Below are 19,240 nucleotides of genomic sequence, written 5' to 3' on the forward strand. Positions count from 1 at the left end.
GTGCGCGACACCTTCCCGTGTGCCGCCGTTCATCAACTGGACGCGCCGGCCCGCTGGACTCGACCCTCGGCCCGGGGAACAGACTCGTCGCAAGGGGATCCATGAGAGCGCACCGGTTGACGATCACGCTGGCCACCCTGGGAGCGGTCGCGGTCGCCACCACCGTCGGTATCGCCGCGTACGGCTACGGGCACCGCGGATCCCCGACGTGCGTCTCCTCGGTGCCGTTCAGGGCGGGGGAGGACGGCTACGACACGTTCCGCATACCCTCCGCCGTGCTGACGCGCGACGGGACGCTGATCGCCTTCGCCGAGGGGCGGGTCGGCGGCGCCGGGGACAGCGGCCACATCGACGTCGTCCGTAAGCGCTCCGCCGACGGCGGCTGCACCTGGGGGCCGCTCGGCCTGGTCGCGGCGGGGGACGGGCACACCCGCGGCAACCCGGCGCCGGTCGTGGACCCGCGCACCGGCCGGATCGTCCTGCTCAGCAGCTACAACAGCGGCGAGGTCACCGAGGCCCGGATCATGACGGGCGAGGCCACCGCGGGGCAGAGCCGCCGGGTCTTCGTGCAGACCAGCGAGGACGACGGCCGTACGTTCTCCGCGCCGCGCGAGATCACCGCGGAGGTGAAGAGGCCCGACTGGCGGTGGTACGCGACCGGGCCCGGCCATGCCGTCGCCCTCACCACCGGCCCGCACAAGGGCCGGCTCGTCGTACCGGCCAACCACTCGGCTGCGCCGCCGGCCGGCTCGTCCGACACCGGCCAGGAGGCCAAGTACTACGGCGCCCACGCCATCTACAGCGACGACGGCGGTCTGCACTGGAACATCGGCTATGTGGACGGCGGTTACGACGGACTGACCAACTCCAACGAGTCGTCCGCCGCCCAACTCCCGGACGGAAGGCTGTACTTCAGCGCGCGGGACCAGAAGGGCAGCGTCCCGGGCCGCCGCCTCGGCGCGTACTCCGCCGACGGCGGCCGTACGCTCGACGCCCCGTACCGGGCGGAGTCCACCCTCCTCGACGTGCCCATGGTCCAGGGCAGTCTGCTCCAGACGACAGGCCGCGAAGGCGCGCCCCTGCTGTTCGCGGGACCTTCGGTACCGACGGTGCGCAGGGCCATGGCGATCTGGCGCAGCACCGACGGCGGTTCGCGGTTCACGAAGGTCACCACCGTCTCCGAACTGCCCGCCGCCTACTCGGACCTGGTCCAGCCGGACAGCGGAACGGTCGGCCTCTTCTACGAGACGGGCGCGGCCGGTCCGTACGAGCGGATCGAGTACCGCAGGATCCCGCTCGGCGACTTCACGGCAAACGGGGGCTGAACCCCCGGCGGGGGAACTGTAGTTGTTCCCCTGCCGGTCCCGCGCCCCGGTCGCTACGGTGACTGGCATGGATGACAAGAACGCGCAGTCAGCCGAGGAGTGGCCGTTACCGCCCTCCTGGATGTGGGGTTGCCAGGAGTGCGTCTCGCTGTACAAGGCGATGAAGCGGGCGCCCGAGGTGGTGGACGCCGCGCGCAGGGCGGGGGAACCGGGGATCGACTACGACCCCATGGACTCGGTGGTGACCACCCAGATCCGGCTGGCCCAGCACATCGCCGCCCGGCACACCGAGGAACTGCCCGGCGTGGACGAGTCGTGCGAGAGATGCGTGGCCGACGAGGCGGCGCAGCGGTTCCCCGTCGCGCTCAAGCTGGAGCACCGGGCACGTCACCTGTTCGCACCGCCCCGTATCGTGGGCCTGATGTGACGGCCGCGGTTGACCACCCCGTCGTGGCCCGCGCCTCATCGGCGCACCGGCCTGCGGCGGGCTGACCCTCCCGGGGCCCTCGCGGCCGCGCGGCCGGTGACTCCCGGCCGGAGCGCCCCCACCGGACCAGGAGGAACGAAGAGTGAAAGCCGAGCAGTTGACCGAGGCCGTCGCCGACCACGGCGAGGGACCCGTCTGGGCACCGGAATGGGCAGGGCTGCGCTGGGTCGACATGCTCGCCGGTGACGTCCTCCACCTGGAGCCGTCCGGCGAGATCGGCCGGTGGCACGTCGGCCCCGTCGCCGCCGCCCTGCGGCCACGGACGGCCGGCGGGATGGTGATCGCGACGGAGCACGACTTCGTGGTCGCCGACGCCCCCGGCGAGGAACCCCGGCTGCTCGCCACCGCGTTGACCGATCCGGCGATCCGCCTCAACGAGGGCGGCTGCGATCCCCAAGGCAACTTCTACTGCGGCACGATGGCCTACGACGAGACTCCCGGCGCCGGGACGCTCTACCGGCTGCGGCCCGACGGCGACGTGTCGACCGTCCTGACCGGGGTGACGATCTCGAACGGGCTCGCCTGGTCGCCGGACGGCACGCGTGCCTTCTACGTCGACACGCCGACCGGGCGGGTCGACGTCTTCGACCACGACAGCGCGACGGGCCTGCACAACCGGCGGCCGTTCGTCACGATCCCGGCGGACGCGGGCCACCCCGACGGGCTGACCGTCGACGCCGAGGGCGGGATCTGGGTGGCGCTGTGGGACGGCGCGGCCGTACGGCACTACAGCGCGGCCGGCGCGCTGGAGAGCGTGGTCGAGCTGCCCGTACGCAACATCACCGCCTGCGCCTTCGGCGGTGAGCGCCTCGACGAGCTGTTCATCACCACGTCCCGGCACGGGGACGCGGACCCGCACCCCGCGGCCGGCGCGCTGTTCCGGGTCGCGCCCGGCGTACCGGGCCTGCCGGTGGCGCCGTTCGCGGGCTGAACCCACCCCGGCCCGCTTCAGGCCCGCCCCGCCCCACCTCGCCCCGTCCATGTTGACTTCGTCAGACCGGTCTGTCTAGTATCTCGGCTGAGCAGACAGACCGGTCTACTCATCGCGTCTCGCCGATGACGGACGAAGGACTCGCACCATGACGGATCTCGCAGTGCTCGCCGAACCGGCCGTCGACACCCAGGCGCGCCGGCCGCTACGCGACCGTCGGCTGCCCCCGAGCGCCGCGCTGCTCCTGCTGGCGTCGATCACCGTGTCGTTCCTCGCGGGCTCCAGCGCCCCGACCCCGCTCTACGCGGTCTACCAGGGGGAGTGGGGCTTCACCCCGATCACCACCACCGTGGTGTTCGGCGTCTACGCGCTCGCCGTGCTGGCCGGGCTGCTGACCCTCGGCAAGCTCTCCGACCATGTCGGCAGGCGCCCGGTGCTGCTGGCCGCGCTCGCCGTACAGGCCGTGTCCATGGTCGTGTTCGCCACCGCCGAAGGGGTCCCGGCCCTGCTCGTCGCCCGGATCGTCCAGGGCATCTCCACCGGCGCCGCGCTCGGCGCGATAGGCGCCGGAATGATGGACATCAACCGGCCTCGCGGCACGGTCGCCAACGCCGTCGCGCCCGGGGTGGGCACGGCCACCGGTGCGCTCGTCTCCGGCGTCGTCGTCCAGTACCTGCCGGCGCCCACGCACCTGATCTATCTGGCCCTGCTGGCCCTGTTCGCGCTCCAGGCGGTCGGCGTCCTGCTGATGACCGAGACGGTCACCCGCAAGCGTGGCGCGCTGTCCTCGCTGGTCCCCGAGATCAAGCTGCCCCGCGCGGTGCGCCGCCCCGTACTCGTCGCGGCGCCCGTGCTGTTCGCGGTCTGGGCCCTCGCCGGTCTGTACGGATCGCTCGGCCCGGCGCTCGCCCGGGATCTGGTGGGCTCCTCGTCCTTCGTCTTCGGCGGCCTCGGCCTGTTCGTGCTCGCCGGCGTCGCCGTCGTCGCCGTACTGGCCCTGCGCGGACTCGCCCCCCGCACGCTGATGCTGACCAGCGTCGCCACGCTGAGCGCGGGCATGGCCGTCACCCTTGTCTCCCTCGCCGAGGGCTCGGCCGCCGGCTTCTTCCTCGGCACGGCGGTCGCCGGTGTCGGCTTCGGCAGCGGGTTCCAGGGCGGTATCCGCATGGTCATGCCGCTGACCGAGCCGCACGAGAGTTCCGGGGTGCTCTCGCTCCTGTACGTCGTGTCGTACCTGGGCATGGGCGGGCCCGCGGTCCTCGCCGGTTTCCTCGTCGTCCACGCGGGCGGGCTGCTCACGACGGCGCGGGAGTACGGCATCGCGGTGATCGTCCTCGCCGGGATCGCGCTCCTCGGCCTGCTGCGCGGGGGCCCGGCGCCCGCGCTCGCCGCCCGGCGTTGACAAAGCATTCATGAAGCACTGACAAAGATTCGACAAGCCGCTGCCCACACCTCGTACGACGCGGGGTATGGACAGCGGCTTGACCGCGTGCTGTCATACGGCGAACCGGGTTTCCAACGTTGGAAGGTTCTCTGATGACCATCGCGCGCGGGACCGCACGCCTCCCATGGCCAAGACAACTGACCGCACTGGCAGGGCTGTTGGCGCTCATCGCCACCGCCCTCATCGGCATCGGTTCGGCGCCGGCGCAAGCCGCGGCGTGGACGCCCAAACCGGCCCCCATGACCACCCCGTGGACCGCCCAGGTCCCGGTGGACCACCCGCTGCCCGAGTATCCGAGGCCGCAGCTCACCCGGCCCGACTGGGCCAATCTCAACGGCATCTGGGACTTTGCCGTCACCGGCCGTGACGCCGGCCAGCCGGCCACGTTCAGCGAGCAGATCCGGGTCCCCTTCGTCGCCGAGTCCGCGCTCTCCGGCATCCAGCGCAAGATCACCGAAAACGACAAACTCTGGTACAAGCGCACCTTCACCGTCCCCGCCGACTGGCACGGCCGCCATGTCGTCCTCAACTTCGGCGCCTCCGACTGGCAGACCACCGTCTGGGTCAACGGACAGCAGGTGGGCGCCCACAAGGGCGGCTACGACGCGTTCAGTTACGACATCACCGCGCAGTTGACGGGCGGCGCCAACACCCTCGTCGTCTCCGTCTACGACCCGACCCAGACCGGCGGCCAGGCCGTCGGCAAGCAGCGGATCAACGACGTGCGGCCACACAGCGGCGGCGGGATCTTCTACACGGCCGCCTCCGGCATCTGGCAGACCGTCTGGCTGGAGCCCGTCGCGGCGGCGCACATCACCCGGCTCGACATGACCCCGAACCTCGCCGACAGCACGCTGCGGGTGAAGGTCCAGGGCACCGGCCCCGGCGGTCAGCAGGCCAAGGTGACCGTCTCCACCGGCGGCAAGGTCGTCGGCACGGCCACCGGCGCCGTCGGCGCCGAACTCTCCGTACCCGTCGCGAACCCGCACCTCTGGACCCCCGACGACCCGTTCCTCTACGACGTGCGCGCCGACCTGAGCAGCGGGGCGACGACCTTCGACTCCGTCGGCGGCTACACCGGCATGCGCTCCATCGCCGTGGCGAAGGTCGGCGGCGTCCTGCGCCCGGTGCTCAACGGCAAGTTCGTCTTCCAGACCGGCACGCTCGACCAGGGGTACTGGCCGGACGGCATCTACACGGCGCCCACCGACGACGCGCTCAAGTACGACCTCCAGGCGCACAAAGACCTCGGCTTCAACATGGTCCGCAAGCACATCAAGGTCGAACCGCAGCGCTGGTTCTACTGGGCGGACAAACTCGGGCTGCTCGTCTGGCAGGACATGCCGGCCATGGACACCGGCAAGTCGCCGGACAGCGCGGCGCGCACGCAGTGGGAGAGCGAGTTCCACGCGATCATCGACCAGCACCGCAGCTCGCCCGCGCTGATCCAGTACGTCGACCAGAACGAAGGTTGGGGCCAGTACGACCAGGCCCGGATCGCCAACGACGTGAAGGCGTACGACCCGTCGCGCCTCGTCGACAACATGAGCGGCGTCAACTGCTGCGGAGCGGTCGACGGCGGCAACGGCGACGTGGTCGACGACCACGTGTACGTCGGTCCCGGCACGACCGTACCCACCGCCACCAGGGCCGCCGTGCTCGGCGAGTTCGGCGGACTCGGCCTCAAGGTCCCGGGCCACGAGTGGTTCCCCGGCGGCGGGTTCAGCTACGAGGACCAGCCGAACGCGGCCGCGCTCGACAACCGGTTCGTGGGGCTCATCGACACGCTCAGGCTCAGCAGGCTGCCGGCCGGGCTCTCCGCCTCGGTGTACACCGAGATCACCGACGTCGAGAACGAGTCGAACGGGCTGCTCACCTACGACCGGCAGGTCGTCAAGGTCGACAAGGCCCGGGTGAGGGCCGCCAACGAGGCGCTGATCAGGGCGTCCCAGAACCCGCCACCGCCGGTGACCGTGCCCACGGGCCAGTACAAGTCCCTGCGGGTCACCACCCCCGGGTACACCGACAAGTATCTGCGCCACCAGGAAGGGCTGGCCTTCACGACGGTCGTCGACGGCGCGAGCGACGCCCTGCTGAAGAACGACGCCACCTGGAAGATCGTCCCGGGGCTCGCCGGCACCGGCTGCTACTCGTTCGAGTCACGCAACTACCCCGGCGAGTACCTGCGGCACCGGGACTTCCGGGTCCACCGCGATCCCAGCGACGGCTCCGGGCTGTTCAAGGCGGACGCCACCTGGTGCGCCGTCGCGGGCGCCGGCGGGGTGCGGTTCGAGGCGTCCGGCTTCCCCGGCAGCTATCTGCGGCACATCAACTCGGAGGTGTGGCTGGCGACCGCGGGCGGCAGCCATGCCTGGGACAACCCGGCATCGTTCGAGGCCGACACCACCTGGTCGGTGGACGCCCCCTGGGCACCTTGACCGACCCCGACCAGCCCTGACCTGGACGGCTGACGCGCACGGCTGACGGATCTCCTTCGGCGGCCCTATGATCGATGATCGATCACAGTCCGTCGGAGGAGCAGCCATGTCCCGCCCCGTCACCGTCGTCACCGGAGGCAGCCGTGGCATCGGCGCCGCCACCTGCGTCCGGCTCGCGACCGAAGGACACGACCTCGCCCTCGGCTACGTCAGCGACGAGGTCGCCGCCGAGCGGACGGCGAAGGCCGTGCGCGCCACCGGCGCCCGGTGTATCACCGTACGGGTCGACGTCTCCGTCGAGGCGGAGGTGGAGCGGCTGTTCGACACGGCCGTCGAACAGCTCGGCACGGTCACAGGACTGGTCAACAATGCGGCCGTGACCGGGCCGCTCGGCCGCCTCGCCGACACCTCGACCGAGGTGCTGCGCCGGGTCGTCGACGTCAACCTGCTCGGGCTGCTGCTCTGCTCACGCCGCGCGGCCAGGGACATGACGGCCGCCGGATCCGGCGCCATCGTCAACGTCTCCTCGGGGGCCGCCACCCTCGGCAGCCCGGGGGAGTACGTGCACTACGCGGCCACCAAGGCGGCGGTGGACGCGCTGACCGTCGGACTCTCCAAGGAACTCGGCCCCGACGGGGTGCGGGTCAACGCCGTCGCTCCCGGACTCACCCGCACCGACATGCACGCCACGATGGGCGACCCGGACCGCCCGGCGAAGATGGCCCCGAACGTGCCGCTGCGCCGGGCCGCCGAACCGGCCGAGATCGCCGCCGCCATCGCCTGGCTGCTGTCGCCCGACGCCTCGTACGTCACGGGTACGGTCCTGCGGGCCGCAGGCGGCCGATGAGTTTCCGCCGCACTTGGCAACCGCACCGACATCCTCGCCGCCGACATCCCGGCGGGCGGCAAGACCTCGGCCCGCGCCGTCGCGCGGATGTACGCGGCGCTGCTGGGCGACGTCCCGGGCGTCCGGCTGATCGCGCCGGAGCGGCTGCCGGAGGTGACGGGCGTCGCCGCGAGCGGCACCGACCAGGTCTTCGGCAACCCGTCGTCCTGGGCGCTGGGTTACGCGGTGTGGCTGCCTGGAGCCACGTCCGGCGCCGCCACGACCGCGTTCGGTATGGCGGGGGCGGGCGGGAGTTACGCGTACGGCGACCCGGCGACCGGCATCGCCTTCGCGCTGACCAAGAACCGGCTCACCCCGGACTTCGCCGCCGTGGAGGAGATCAACGGCATCGTGCTCGACGCGCTCGGCAAGCGCTGAACTGCCGCTGTGGGGAGGGCGGGTGGACGTACGGCCGATGCGCGGGCGGCTGGTGTGTGTACCGGGCACCCGCCCGGAGGGGCCGCCGAGGGCTCGGGCATGATGATGACCTTCTTCCCTTCGGCATCGTCCAGAACTGGATCCCATGAGCGTGATCAGCGTCGGCCAGGCCATCATCCTCGGAGCCGTCGAGGGGGTGACGGAGTTCCTGCCGGTCTCGTCCACGGGCCATCTGAAGATCGCCGAAGGGCTGATGGGCATCCCGGTCGACGACGACTCGGTCGTCGGCTTCTCCGCCGTCATCCAGGTGGGCGCGATCGCGGCCGTGCTCGTCTACTTCTTCAAGGACATCGTGCGGATCGTCGGCGCCTGGTTCCGGGGCCTGGCACACCGCGAGGAACGGCAGGACCACGACTACAAGTTCGCCTGGTGGGTGATCTACGCGACGATCCCGATCGTCATCGTCGGCCTGGCGGCCAAACCGCTGATCGAGGGGCCGCTGGCGTCCCTGTGGGTGGTGGCGGCGTCGCTGATCGTCGGCAGCGGGGTGATGTGGGCGGCCGACCAGATGGGCCGGCACAAGCGGAGCGAGGCGGACACGACCTTCAAGGACGCGATGCTGGTGGGCAGTTCGCAGATCCTCGCCCTGCTGTTCCCCGGGTTCTCCCGCTCGGGCGCGACGATGTCCACCGCGCTCGTCCTCGACCTGGACCGGGTGGCGGCCACCCGGCTCTCCTTCTTCCTCGGCATCCCTGCCCTGACCGGGGCGGGACTGTACGAGCTGAAGGACGCGCTCGGCGCGGGCGTGGGCGCGGCGCCGCTCGCCGCCGGCACCGTCGTCTCGTTCGTGATCGCCTACGGCTCGATCGCCTGGCTGCTGAAGTTCGTGGCCAAGCACTCCTTCAACGCCTTCGTGATCTACCGCATCGTGATCGGGCTGCTGCTGTTCGGCCTTCTCGGCGCCGGCGCCCTCGACTGACGATGTCGCTGCCTACGGGCCGCTGCCGGCGGGCCGCGACGGACGAGCGCCGCGTCACCCGTCGATGGCCTCGGACACGTCGCCGTAGATGTTCAGTATCTGATCGGCGCCGGTGACGCAGAGAAGTCTGCGCAGCTGTTCCGGGGGCGCCACGATCCGTAGCTGGGTCGACTGATGGGCGCGCAGCAGCAGATTGAGGAAGCTGGAGTCACCGAACGTGACACCGCTGGTGTCGAGGATGATCACCGGATGGCCTGCGGCCTCCGCCAGCGCTTCCTCCACCGGGCCGAGGGTGTCGGTGTCGAGGTCACCGCGCGCTGCGATGACCCAGGTGTCCTCCAGGGCGTACTGGGCACTGAGAGCATCCGTGGGTCGTCGGCTGGGGACGCCGGAATCGTCGTTCTCCGGCGTGCGAGGTCTGGGCACACCGAAAGTATGCCCGTACGGGACGGACAATGCGCCCCCGGCTCGGCATATTCATAGCTTGTCGCCCGCCAGGCGTCCGGCCGGTCCGGGTCAGAGCGTGGTGATCATGCCGCCGTCGATGACGAAGTCGGCTCCCGTCGTGTTGGCGGCCCGGTCGCCGGCCAGCCATACGACGAGATCCGCGACCTCCTCGGGGCGGGTGAACCGGCCCGTCACCATGGCGCTCGCCGCCTCTTCGGCGACCGCGGCGGGATCCTGCCCCGACGCGCGCGCCACCGTGGCGGCGACGCCGCTGCCGCCGAGCCAGAGCGCCGTGGCCACCGGACCGGGGCTCACGGTGTTGACGCGGATGCCGCGCGGCCCGAACTCCTTCGACAGCGACTTGCAGAAGTTCGTCAGGGCGCCCTTGGCCGCGCTGTAGTCGACGACCTGCGGATCGGGCAGAAAGGCGTTGACCGAGCTGACGGTGACGATGTTCCCCGCGCCCCGCTCCAGCAGGAGCGGAAGGGCGGCCCGCGTCATCCGTACGGCGGTCATCAGGGTGGTCGTCAGCGACTGCTCCCAGTCGTCGTCGGTGACCGTCAGGAAGCCGCCCGTGCGGACGTGCGCGGCGCCGACGTTGTTCACCAGGACGTCCAGACCGCCGTGGAGCCGCTCCGCCCGCTCGACGAGTTCGGCGGGGCCGGAGGCCGACGTCAGATCCACCGCCACGGCATCGACGTCCGCGTCCTGCGTCAGCTGCCGCAACTCGTCGGTGACCGTGCGGGAACCGGCGACGACCCGGGCCCCCTCGGCGACGAGGGCGCGCGTCACGGCGAGCCCGATGCCGCGCCCCGCTCCGGTGACGACGGCGGTTCTGCCCGTGAGTCCCATGTCCATGGCGATCGGACCCTTCTGCTTCGCCCGACGGCCGCTCCGACGGATCACCGGTGCGCCAGGGGCGCCCGTCGTGACAGTAGCGCCGGGGGCCCGGCCGGGCCACGAATCAGGAGGGGGGCGTGTCAGGCGCCGAGGCCGAGCGACTGCTGGCGGTAGTCGCGGGGCGGTACGCCGTAGGCCGCGCAGAAGGCCCGGCTGAAGACGGCGTGGTGGGTGAAGCCCCAGCGCGCGGCGATCCGGTGGACGGGCACCGCGTACTGGGCGGGGTCGGAGAGGTCGCGGCGGGCGTGTTCCAGGCGCTGGTGGCGTATCCAGCCCGAGACGGTGAGGTCCTGGTCCCGGAAGAGACCGTGCAGATGGCTGGTCGATATGTGGTGCGCGGCCGCGACCATGCCGGGGGTCAGCTCGGGGTCGGACAGCTGCGCCCGGATGAACGCCTGCACGCGCAGCGTGAGCGCCCTGCGGTGGCTCTCCGCCGGCACGGCGTCCTGCGCGTCGAGGTGGTGCGCCAGCGTCGCGGTGAACAGGTCGACCAGTACGGTCTCCAGGCGCGGCCCGTCGGCGTCCGTGAACGAGGCGGCGTCGTCCACCAGACGGCCGAGGAGCCCCGCCAGCAGCGATCCGACGCCGTCCCTCGCGGACAGCCGTCTGGTCAGCAGCCTGGCGACGTCCCCCTCCGGCAACGGGACGAGCGCCTTGGGGATTTCGAGCCCTACCCCGCGCAGCGGACCGTCCGGTACGTCGCAGTCGAACGGCAGTGAGGTGTCGATGAAGTACATCTGGTCGGCGCGGTGCACGGCGGTCCTGTCGTCCTGCGCGATGGCGACGGCGCCCTGGAACGGCAGGGACAGATGGTAGAGCTCCGGATCGGACTGCCGGATCAGCCGGGGTGTCCGCCGCCAGCGCAGCGGCTGCATCTGCCCCGGCCAGACGGAGACGGCGCCGAGCTGGATGAGCCGTGACTCGGCCTTGAACTCGCTGTCGTGGGCGCTGGTCATGTCGGTCGGGCACATCAGCTTCGCCATGCAGTCGCGCCAGTAGTCGAACCTGTCCGCGGCGGCCACGTCGTCGGTACGGAACACCGTCTCGATCATCGCCACGGCCCCACTGTCGTCGGTTCTGTTCGTTCGGCGTACATATTTGCACGGCTCACCGACAGTCGGGTGGTGCCGTCAACTCCCGAGCGGTCGTTCGGTGTCCGTGCCGATCCGGCCGGCCGTACGACGGCCCCGCGCCGGCCGTGCGACGGCCCCGCCACTGCCCCCCTGTTTCGGACGTCCCGCAGCCGTGGGAGAGAGTGGGCCCCTGGGCCGTGCCGGCTCCGTCGCAGGTGAGAGCGGTGTTCGGCCCAGGACCGCGGCGCAACCGCCGCGGTACGCGGGCTACGAAGGTCGGAAGGTGACCCAGGAATGATCATTGCCGAGTACACGCTGCCGGGGATCCATGTGCGCGACCACCGGGCAGAGGTGCCGCTCGACTGGTCCGACGACCGGAGCCCGGCCCTCTCCGTCTTCGCCAGGGAACTCGTCGACCCCGGCCGCAGGACGGAGGAGCTGCCCTGTCTGGTGTATCTGCAGGGCGGCCCCGGCGGCAAGGCGCCCCGGCCGGTCGGCCGCCCCGGCGACGGCTGGCTCGGGCAGGCACTGAAGACACACCGGGTGATCCTGCTCGACCAGCGCGGCACCGGCCGCAGCACACCGCTCGACGGCGCCGTGATGGAGTCCTTCGGCTCGGCGCGCGAGGCCGCCGACCACCTCTGCCACTTCCGGGCCGACTCGATCGTCAAGGACGCCGAGCATCTGCGGAAGACCATCTTCGGCGCCACGCCCTGGACGACGCTCGGCCAGAGCTACGGCGGATTCCTCACCCTCACCTACCTCTCGCAGGCGCCCGAGGGGCTGAGCGCGTGCCTGGTCACCGGCGGTCTGGCGTCCGTCACACCCGACGCCACCGAGGTGTACCGCCGCACCTACCCCCGTACGGAGGCCAAGAACCGGCTCTTCCAGCGCCGCTACCCGCACGACACCGCCGTGGTGGCCCGGGTCGCCGACCGCGTGGCGGCGGGGGACGTGACACTGCCCGACGGTGACGTGCTGACCGTACGGCGCCTGCAGACGCTCGGGCTCGACTTCGGCATGAAGCCCGGCTTCGAGCGGATGCACTGGCTGTTCGACGAGGCGTTCGCCGACGAATCGGCGCAGCGGCTCTCGGCGGCGTTCCTGAGCGAGGTGGGGAACCGCACCGCGTTCGCCGGCAATCCGCTCTTCGCCGTCATGCAGGAGTCGATCTACGCGAGCGGCGCGAACGGCCCGACGGCGTGGGCCGCCGAACGGGAGCGCGCGAACCACTTGGGCTTCGCCGAGGACGCCAGGCCGCTGCTGTTCACCGGCGAGATGATGTACCCCTGGATGTTCGAGGAGATCCGCGCGCTGCGCCCCTTCGGCCCCGCCGTGGAACTGCTGGCGGCCCGTGAGGAGTGGTCGCAGCTGTACGACCTGAAGCGGCTCGCCGCCAACGAGGTCCCCGTCGCGGCGGCGGTCTACTTCGACGACATGTACGTCGACTCCGGACTCCAGCTGGAGACGGCGGCGGCGGTGGGCGGCCTGCGGACGTGGGTGACCAACGAGTACGAGCATGATGGCCTCGCCGCCGACGGCCGGGTCTTCGGACACCTGGCCCAAATCCTGCGGGACGCGGGGGAGTTCCCGACGTCGTAGTCGGTCCCGGCGGGGCGGGTGGAAATGTGCAGGACCTCGCCGTTCTCGTGCAACGTGTCTTCTCCCCGCCCCCGGTGCGACGACACGAGCCCCCGGTGGAGTTGCCACGGGACAAGCGCTGCGGATATCGCTTCGGCCGGTGCCAGCTAGGATGAACGCGGGCACGCGCGCGTCCCAACTGGGCTGAGTCGGCACGGAAGGAGGCGGACGATGAGCGACCTCCGATCCGACCCCCCGTCCGATCCCGCGTCCGGTTCCGGCACCCGTCCCGGTTCCGGTTCGGCGGCGACGCTGGCCGGGAAGATCGACGCGCTGTTCCGCGTCGTCCGCCGGTCCAACCGCGAGCAGTACAGTCACGAAGAGGTCGCGCGCGCCTGCCGCGAAGCGACGGGTGAGAGCTTCTCCGCCACCTACCTCTGGCAGTTGCGCACCGGGCGCAGGGACAATCCCACCAAGCGCCATCTGGAGGCGCTGGCCCAGTTCTTCGAGGTCCCCGTCGCCTACTTCTTCGACGGTGAGCAGGGCGCCGCCGTCGCCAGGGAACTGGAACTGCTCGGCGCGCTGCGCGACGCGGGGGTGCGCAGCGTGGCCCTGCGTGCCGTCAACCTCTCGCCCGAGGGCGTCGGCACGATCAGCGACATGATCGATGTGCTCGCCCGCAGGCAGCGCGACGCCCCCGGCGGCGGCTCCTGACGTAATCGGACTCTTCGGTGAAACCTCGCGGGGCCGGCAGGCGGAAGAGGGACGGCGTGTGAGAAATGACCGTCACAGTGGACTGTGGCAACGATGTCAGCGAACCGTCGAAGGGCTGGCCCTGCCGAGCCCGTTCGACGCCGAGACCTTCATCGGGATGCTCGCGAGCGCCCGCGGCCGGCCGATCGAACTGATCCCGGTCTCCGCACGGCCGCACACCCCGTGCGGGCTGCTGGTCACCACCGACAGCGCCGACTGCATCCTCTACACCACGGACACCACCGTCCTGCACCAGCAGCACATCCTGCTGCACGAGGCCGCCCATGTGATCTGCGGCCATCACGAGACCGCCCCCGCGGTGTCCGCCGCCGCGCGGGTGCTGCTGCCCAACCTGCCGCCGTCACTGGTCCAGCGGGTGCTCGGGCGCAGCGTCTACTCCGAACCCCAGGAGCGGGAGGCCGAGTTGGTCGCCTCGCTGATCCTGACCCGGGCCCGCAAGCAGGACCGGGCGGCCCCCGCGGCGCCGGCCGGGCGCGACCAGCAGCACTCGCGGGTGCGGCGGCTGTTCGGCGCGCCGGAGGTCCGCGCTCCGGGATGCGCCGATGACTGATCTCATCTCCGTCCTCGCCGCCGCGGTCTTTCTGGTCTTCGGGGTCGACCGGCTCGTCAGGAGCCGTGCGGCGGAGGCCGACCCGGCGCAGCGCTATCTGGCGGGCCTGGCCGGGTGCATGGGGACGGCCATGCTCTTCAACGCCCCCGCCGTCGTGGGCACCCTGTCGGGCGAGGCCGGGCTCGACACGCCGGTCCTGCTGATCACCCATGAACTCAAGACGGCCGGGCTCGGGTTCCTCGTCCTGGTCGGTCTCGCGGTGAAGTCGCCGCCGCCGGGGCCGCGTTCGGTGCGCCGCCAGATCGCGCTCAACGGCGCGGTGCTGATCGCATCGGCCGCGCTGTTCGGCGTCGCCGACATCGCCATGGTGGACGACGAGCTGACCGTCCCCGACGGTCACCGGTGGGCACTGGCCGGGTACAACGTGCTCTTCGCGCTCTACGGATGCTGGTGCCTGCTCGTCCTCACCCGTGAACTGGCCCGCCACGCACGGCGGATGAGCCCGGGACCGCTGCGGGCGGGGCTGCGGCTGATGGTGCTCTCCGCGGTGTTCGGCGCCGTGTGGACGCTCTGGGCGCTGGCCGACGTACCCGCCGATCTGCGGGAGGGCCGCCAAGGGGTGGGGGAGGACGCGGTGTCGGCGTCGCTCTCCGTCATCACAGCCGTCCTTGCCACGGCCGGTGCCTCGGCGTCGCTCCTGGAAGGGCCGCTGGGCACCCCGGTCCGGCGGCTGCGCGCCTTCCGCCGGTTCCGGGCGCTCGAACCGCTGTGGTCGGCGCTGCACGCGCAACTGCCACAGATCGCCCTCGACGAGTCGGCCGCCGCCCGCCGACCTGGCCTGCGCGGCGCCGAGTTCGCGCTCTACCGTCGGGTGATCGAGATCCGCGACGGCTACCTCGCGCTGCGCCCCTACTTCGACGCGGGCGTGCCCGGCTGGACCTCGCAGACCGCGGACCTGGCCAGGGACCGCAGGGCGGTGCTGGAGGCCGCGATGATCGCGGCGGCCCTGGAGAACCTGCGGGCGGGCCAGCGCCAGGACGGCGTCCGCCGTGAGCGGGACGCCGTCCATGTGCCGTCGGTCGTCGTGGGCACGGTCGAGTCGGAGTCGGAGTGGCTGGTCGGCGTCTGCGCCGCCTTCACCTCGTCCCCGGTGGTGGCCAGGGTCCGCAGCCGGGTCCGCTCGGCCCGCGCGGGCTGAGGCGCCGTCGTCAGCGGTGGCCGTCGGACCGCTTGCGGTGCAGGGTGAACTTCTCGAACACCGACAGGTCGCCGTTGGGCTTGTTGACGTTGTAGTACGTCACATGCATCCGGGTGGTGTCACCCGCGTGCCGTCCCGGGTCGACGGTGAAAGCGGCGAAGCCGTACGGGTTCTCGGTGTCCCGCACGCCCGTCCAGACCGCCTGCTCCTTGACGTACGTGGCGGTGCGCTTGCCGTTGGGACCCGGCGCCGCCGACACCGCGGTGATCACCTTGCCCGTACCGTCCTTGAAGAACGACTGGTTGGTGGTGCCCGAAACACCGCCGCCGCCCAGGACCATGTGCACGGTGCCGTGGGAGGTGTCGATGTCGTCGGTGGCGTGCGAGACGGGGTTGGGCGTGAGGGTCTCGCTGCCGCGCACCACACCGCGGACGGCCAGCGACCGCTCGTAGTTGTGCTCGTGACCGCAGAGCACCAGGTCCACACCGTACTTGTCGAACAGCGGCCCGTACTTCTCGCGCAGCCCGAGGTCGGCGCCGTTCGCGTCGGTCGAGCTGACCATCACCTGGTGCATCGCGACGACGATCCAGTCGATGTCCCGCGAGGCCCGCGCCGCCGTCAGCTCCCTCTCCAGGAACCGCAGCTGCCGGCCGCCCGAGTAGCCGTTGACATAGACGTCGCCGCCGTCCTGGAGGGCGTTGTCGTCGTTCTGGAGCACGATCACCCGCACCGAGCCCGCCGTGAACGCGTACCAGAGACGGGCCAGTTCGGCGTCGGTCTCGGTGGACGGCAGGTCGAAGTACGTCTGGTAGGCACCGAGGCCGAGCGGCCCGTTGGCGCTCTCGATCTCGTGGTTGCCCGCGGCCGGCATCCACGGCCGGAACCGCGCCGAACGGCTGTTGTTGGTGAAGAAGTTGTTCCAGGTGCGCACCCGGTCGACGTCGAGGTTCGCGTAGCAGAGGTCGCCGTTGAGCAGGTGGAACAGCGGGGCGACCTGCTCGATGCCGGTGACGATGTCCTTCGTCGCCGGGGTCGAGTTGGCGTCGAGCGCGACGGTCCCGTCGGCGGCCCAGGTCACCTGCGGCGCCGACTGGTCACCGAAACTGGTGAAGGTGAGCGGCTGACGGCCGCGCGGCGCGGTCGTGAACATGCCGCTGTCGGGCGCCGCGCCCTCGTGCGACACGAGATAGACGTAGTCGGTGCCGGGGCTCAGCCGGGAGAGCGCCGCGTGGTGTACGTACACGACACGGCCGGACTTGCCGTCGGTGTAGGTGCGGGTCCGCGCCTCGGCGGTGGAGCCGAGCCCGTGCTCCAGCGTTCCGTAGAGCACCCGGGGCTTCTTCACGGGACCGTCGGTCAGCCAGGAGACGACCATCTGGCGGCTGGGATCGGCGCCGAAGGTCAGATGCAGCCCCTGCACGGGCGAGGCGCCGCCCGTGTCCGGCGACGGATGGAAGGCGGCGGAGCCGAACCGGGTGTCGGCCTCGGCCGGTGCGGCGCCCAGCAGCGGGGTGGCGGCGGCGACAGCGCCGGCCGCCCCGACCATACCCAGTGCGTGACGGCGCGTCAGTTTGCCGGACTCGTCGCTGTCGTTCGATACCATCGTGGTTCCTCCCCAGGTGGCTCGGTGAACGAGTGAACACTCGTCCACCTCCACGACCCTGCGGTGAACACGAACTTGCTTCGGCACGACGAACAGTCCCGCCGGGGCCGGGGCAGTCCCCGGCCGGGCGGCGGCTCCTCAGAGCACGAAACCGTGCGGGAACGGATCGGCGGGATCCAGCAGATAGTTCGCGGTGCCGGTGATCCAGGCCCGTCCCGAGAACTCCGGTACGACCGCGGGCAGTCCCGCCACCTCGCTCGTCGCCAGCAGCCTGCCGGTGAACCGGGTGCCGATGAACGACTCGTTCACGAACTCGGTGTCCAGCGGCAGTTCGCCGCGCGCGTGCAGCTGCGCCATCCGCGCGCAGGTGCCGGTGCCGCACGGCGAGCGGTCGAACCACCCCGGCCGGATCGCCATCGCGTTGCGCGAGTGCCGCGCGTTCGAACCCGGCGCCAGGAACTGCACATGGCCGCAGCCGCTGATGAGCGGATCCACCGGGTGGCGCGGCAGGTTCTGTTCGTTCACCGCGTGGGAGATCGCGAGCCCGGCGGCGAGGATGTCGTCCTTGCGCGCCCGGTCGAAGGGCAGCCCGAGGTCGGCCAGTTCGACGATCGCGTAGAAGTTGCCGCCGTACGCCATGTCGTACCGCACGTCACCGATCCCGGGGACCGAGACCTTCGCGTCGAGTTCGAGCGCGAAGGCGTCCACATTGCGCAGCGTGACCTGTTCGGCGACGCCGTCGCGCACCGCGACCCTGGCCTCCACCAGACCCGCGGGGGTGTCGAGGCGTACCACCGTCTCCGGTTCGTCGACCGGGACCATGCCCGTCTCGACCAGCACGGTCGCGACGCCCACCGTGCCGTGCCCGCACATCGGCAGGAACCCGCTGACCTCGATGTACAGCACGCCCCAGTCGGCGTCGGGGCGGGTCGGCGGCTGGAGGATCGCGCCGCTCATGGCCGAGTGCCCACGCGGCTCGTCCACGAGGAACCTGCGCAGTTCGTCCAGGTGCTCGATGGCGTACCGGCGCCGCTCGGCCATCGTGTCGCCGGGGATCGGCGGCACACCGCCGGTGACCACCCGGGTGGGCATGCCCTCGGTGTGCGAGTCGACCGCGCTGATGGTCCGTACGCTGCGCATCAGACCTCACTCCTCGCCGCGCCGGCCCCCGTGTCGCGCGCGATGGCCTCGATCGCCTTGCGCATCTCGGCCTCGACCTGCGCGCGGTTGACGTCGGTCAGCGGGCCGCGCGGCGGGCGGCACGGGCCGCCGAAGCGGCCGACCATCTCCATGCCGAGCTTGATGGCCTGGACGAACTCGGTACGGGAGTCCCAGCGGAACGCGGCGACCAGCGGCTCGTACAGCGCGCGCGCCTCGTCGAGCTTGCCCGCCCTGGCGAGCGCGAACAGCCGCGCCGACTCGGCGGGGAACACGTTCGGGAAGCCGGCGAACCAGCCGGTCGCGCCCATCAGCAGGCTCTCCAGGGCGACATCGTCCGCGCCGCTGATGATGTCGAGCTCCGGCGCCCGTTCCTTGATCTCCAGCACCCGGCGCACATCGCCGGAGAACTCCTTCACCGCCCGGACGTTGTCGATCTGGGCGATCTCCGCCAGCAGTGCGGGCGTCAGGTCGACCTTCGTGTCCACCGGGTTGTTGTAGACCATGACCGGCAGCCCGACGGCGGCCACCGCCTCGAAGTGCGCCAGCACCTCGCCGTGGTTGGCGCGGTACATCGTCGGCGGCAGGCACAGCACCCCGTCGGCGCCGTCCTCGGCGGCGGCCTCGGCCCACCGCGCCGCCTGGTGCGAGCCGACCCCGTGCACCCCGACGATCACCTTGCCGCGGCCCGCGACGGCCGCTATGGCGGTACGGGCGACCGTGCGGCGCTCCTCGTCGGTCAGCGACGAGTACTCACCCAGCGACCCGTTGGGCCCGACGCCGTCACAGCCGTTGTCGACCAGCCACCGGCAGTGCTCGGCGTAGCGGTCGTGGTCGACGGCGAGACCGGCGGGCGCCTTCGGGTCGGAGCGGTACGGCAGCGCGGTGGCCACCACGACTCCGGTCAGCGGGCTGGTCTCCTGCGTGCTGGGGGTCATGACGTGCTCTCCTCGACGGACGGATCGGAACTCTGACGTGGGGTGCCCGGCCGGCTCGGCGGCTCCGGCGGGCGGGCCAGCTCACCGAGCCTGATCGGCTCGGCGACGGGCCGGTGATGCGGTCCGGTCGGCACCGGGTCACCAGGGCGG

The 19,240-nt window shown here is 71.5% G+C and carries 18 protein-coding genes; 12 read left to right on the forward strand and 6 right to left on the reverse strand.

All coding sequences use genetic code 11. The features are described 5' to 3' along the window. Positions 1-101: 101 nt before the first annotated feature. The 8 genes from HY68_RS31885 to HY68_RS31920 all read left to right on the forward strand — a co-directional run bounded on the left by HY68_RS31885 (position 102) and on the right by HY68_RS31920 (position 8,868). Positions 102-1,325 carry a sialidase family protein gene (locus HY68_RS31885; protein ID WP_041998346.1) on the forward strand — a complete coding sequence of 408 codons (1,224 nt, stop codon included), beginning with the start codon at positions 102-104 and terminating at the stop codon, positions 1,323-1,325. 67 nt (positions 1,326-1,392) lie between these two features. After that, entirely contained in the window at positions 1,393-1,752 is a 360-nt protein-coding gene (locus HY68_RS31890) for a hypothetical protein (RefSeq protein ID WP_241778827.1), read from the forward strand. 142 nt (positions 1,753-1,894) lie between these two features. Continuing rightward, complete coding sequence (locus HY68_RS31895) at positions 1,895-2,743, forward strand: SMP-30/gluconolactonase/LRE family protein (RefSeq protein ID WP_041998350.1); 849 nt, start codon at positions 1,895-1,897, stop codon at positions 2,741-2,743. Positions 2,744-2,891: 148 nt separating this feature from the next. Continuing rightward, positions 2,892-4,145 (forward strand): MFS transporter, encoded by a 1,254-nt coding sequence (locus HY68_RS31900; protein WP_198533465.1) that lies wholly within the window; start codon positions 2,892-2,894, stop codon positions 4,143-4,145. A 134-nt stretch (positions 4,146-4,279) separates the two neighbouring features. Further along, positions 4,280-6,625, forward strand: coding sequence for an AbfB domain-containing protein (locus tag HY68_RS31905; protein ID WP_041998352.1), 2,346 nt, complete (start codon positions 4,280-4,282; stop codon positions 6,623-6,625). A 106-nt stretch (positions 6,626-6,731) separates the two neighbouring features. Continuing rightward, positions 6,732-7,472, forward strand: a complete 741-nt coding sequence (locus tag HY68_RS31910) for an SDR family oxidoreductase (protein ID WP_041998353.1) — start codon at positions 6,732-6,734, stop codon at positions 7,470-7,472. Between the two features lie 45 nt (positions 7,473-7,517). After that, positions 7,518-7,889 carry a serine hydrolase gene (locus HY68_RS31915; protein WP_277816788.1) on the forward strand — a complete coding sequence of 124 codons (372 nt, stop codon included), beginning with the start codon at positions 7,518-7,520 and terminating at the stop codon, positions 7,887-7,889. Positions 7,890-8,034: 145 nt separating this feature from the next. After that, a complete protein-coding gene (locus HY68_RS31920) occupies positions 8,035-8,868 on the forward strand; it encodes an undecaprenyl-diphosphate phosphatase (protein ID WP_041998355.1) in 834 nt (277 codons plus the stop codon). A gap of 54 nt (positions 8,869-8,922) precedes the next feature. On the opposite strand, the gene HY68_RS31925 is transcribed toward HY68_RS31920, so the two are convergent. The 3 genes from HY68_RS31925 to HY68_RS31935 form a co-directional block, all read right to left on the reverse strand. After that, the gene (locus HY68_RS31925) at positions 8,923-9,294 is read right to left on the reverse strand and encodes an STAS domain-containing protein (protein ID WP_042000395.1); all 372 of its coding nucleotides are present in this window, start codon (positions 9,292-9,294) and stop codon (positions 8,923-8,925) included. A gap of 90 nt (positions 9,295-9,384) precedes the next feature. Further along, positions 9,385-10,173: an SDR family oxidoreductase gene (locus tag HY68_RS31930; protein ID WP_041998357.1), complete on the reverse strand. Its 789-nt coding sequence runs from the start codon at positions 10,171-10,173 to the stop codon at positions 9,385-9,387. A 122-nt stretch (positions 10,174-10,295) separates the two neighbouring features. After that, complete coding sequence (locus HY68_RS31935; RefSeq protein ID WP_042000397.1) at positions 10,296-11,267, reverse strand: helix-turn-helix domain-containing protein; 972 nt, start codon at positions 11,265-11,267, stop codon at positions 10,296-10,298. Between the two features lie 315 nt (positions 11,268-11,582). On the opposite strand from HY68_RS31935, the gene HY68_RS31940 reads away from it, so the two are divergent. The 4 genes from HY68_RS31940 (at position 11,583) to HY68_RS39760 (ending at position 15,391) form a co-directional block, all read left to right on the forward strand. Beyond that, positions 11,583-12,890, forward strand: coding sequence for an alpha/beta fold hydrolase (locus HY68_RS31940; protein ID WP_041998358.1), 1,308 nt, complete (start codon positions 11,583-11,585; stop codon positions 12,888-12,890). A 210-nt stretch (positions 12,891-13,100) separates the two neighbouring features. Then, positions 13,101-13,583, forward strand: coding sequence for a helix-turn-helix domain-containing protein (locus HY68_RS31945; RefSeq protein ID WP_107070245.1), 483 nt, complete (start codon positions 13,101-13,103; stop codon positions 13,581-13,583). A gap of 58 nt (positions 13,584-13,641) precedes the next feature. Then, entirely contained in the window at positions 13,642-14,193 is a 552-nt protein-coding gene (locus HY68_RS31950; RefSeq protein ID WP_241778828.1) for a ParH-like protein, read from the forward strand. Then, positions 14,186-15,391 carry an MAB_1171c family putative transporter gene (locus HY68_RS39760; RefSeq protein WP_052457364.1) on the forward strand — a complete coding sequence of 402 codons (1,206 nt, stop codon included), beginning with the start codon at positions 14,186-14,188 and terminating at the stop codon, positions 15,389-15,391. The genes HY68_RS31950 and HY68_RS39760 overlap by 8 nt, the downstream gene beginning before the upstream one ends. 10 nt (positions 15,392-15,401) lie before the next feature. Here HY68_RS39760 and HY68_RS31960 read toward each other — a convergent pair whose 3' ends face one another. From HY68_RS31960 to HY68_RS31970, 3 genes are all read right to left on the reverse strand, one after another. After that, positions 15,402-16,994: a metallophosphoesterase family protein gene (locus HY68_RS31960; protein ID WP_041998360.1), complete on the reverse strand. Its 1,593-nt coding sequence runs from the start codon at positions 16,992-16,994 to the stop codon at positions 15,402-15,404. 138 nt (positions 16,995-17,132) lie between these two features. After that, entirely contained in the window at positions 17,133-18,134 is a 1,002-nt protein-coding gene (locus HY68_RS31965; protein ID WP_041998362.1) for a proline racemase family protein, read from the reverse strand. Continuing rightward, positions 18,134-19,090: a dihydrodipicolinate synthase family protein gene (locus HY68_RS31970; protein ID WP_041998364.1), complete on the reverse strand. Its 957-nt coding sequence runs from the start codon at positions 19,088-19,090 to the stop codon at positions 18,134-18,136. The genes HY68_RS31965 and HY68_RS31970 overlap by 1 nt, the downstream gene beginning before the upstream one ends. Positions 19,091-19,240 lie beyond the last annotated feature (150 nt).

The sequence above is a fragment of the Streptomyces sp. AcH 505 genome, assembly GCF_000818175.1.
In the GTDB taxonomy this organism is placed as follows: domain Bacteria; phylum Actinomycetota; class Actinomycetes; order Streptomycetales; family Streptomycetaceae; genus Streptomyces.

Bases quoted from the DNA above. Each gene is read 5' to 3' on its own strand.
- HY68_RS31885 (WP_041998346.1), top strand. From the start codon at position 102: ATGAGAGCGCACCGGTTGACGATCACGCTGGCCACCCTGGGAGCGGTC.
- HY68_RS31890 (WP_241778827.1), top strand. From the start codon at position 1,393: ATGGATGACAAGAACGCGCAGTCAGCCGAGGAGTGGCCGTTACCGCCC.
- HY68_RS31900 (WP_198533465.1), top strand. From the start codon at position 2,892: ATGACGGATCTCGCAGTGCTCGCCGAACCGGCCGTCGACACCCAGGCG.
- HY68_RS31905 (WP_041998352.1), top strand. From the start codon at position 4,280: ATGACCATCGCGCGCGGGACCGCACGCCTCCCATGGCCAAGACAACTG.
- HY68_RS31910 (WP_041998353.1), top strand. From the start codon at position 6,732: ATGTCCCGCCCCGTCACCGTCGTCACCGGAGGCAGCCGTGGCATCGGC.
- HY68_RS31920 (WP_041998355.1), top strand. From the start codon at position 8,035: ATGAGCGTGATCAGCGTCGGCCAGGCCATCATCCTCGGAGCCGTCGAG.
- HY68_RS31930 (WP_041998357.1), bottom strand. From the start codon at position 10,173: ATGGACATGGGACTCACGGGCAGAACCGCCGTCGTCACCGGAGCGGGG.
- HY68_RS31935 (WP_042000397.1), bottom strand. From the start codon at position 11,267: ATGATCGAGACGGTGTTCCGTACCGACGACGTGGCCGCCGCGGACAGG.
- HY68_RS31940 (WP_041998358.1), top strand. From the start codon at position 11,583: ATGATCATTGCCGAGTACACGCTGCCGGGGATCCATGTGCGCGACCAC.
- HY68_RS31945 (WP_107070245.1), top strand. From the start codon at position 13,101: ATGAGCGACCTCCGATCCGACCCCCCGTCCGATCCCGCGTCCGGTTCC.
- HY68_RS39760 (WP_052457364.1), top strand. From the start codon at position 14,186: ATGACTGATCTCATCTCCGTCCTCGCCGCCGCGGTCTTTCTGGTCTTC.
- HY68_RS31960 (WP_041998360.1), bottom strand. From the start codon at position 16,994: ATGGTATCGAACGACAGCGACGAGTCCGGCAAACTGACGCGCCGTCAC.
- HY68_RS31965 (WP_041998362.1), bottom strand. From the start codon at position 18,134: ATGCGCAGCGTACGGACCATCAGCGCGGTCGACTCGCACACCGAGGGC.
- HY68_RS31970 (WP_041998364.1), bottom strand. From the start codon at position 19,090: ATGACCCCCAGCACGCAGGAGACCAGCCCGCTGACCGGAGTCGTGGTG.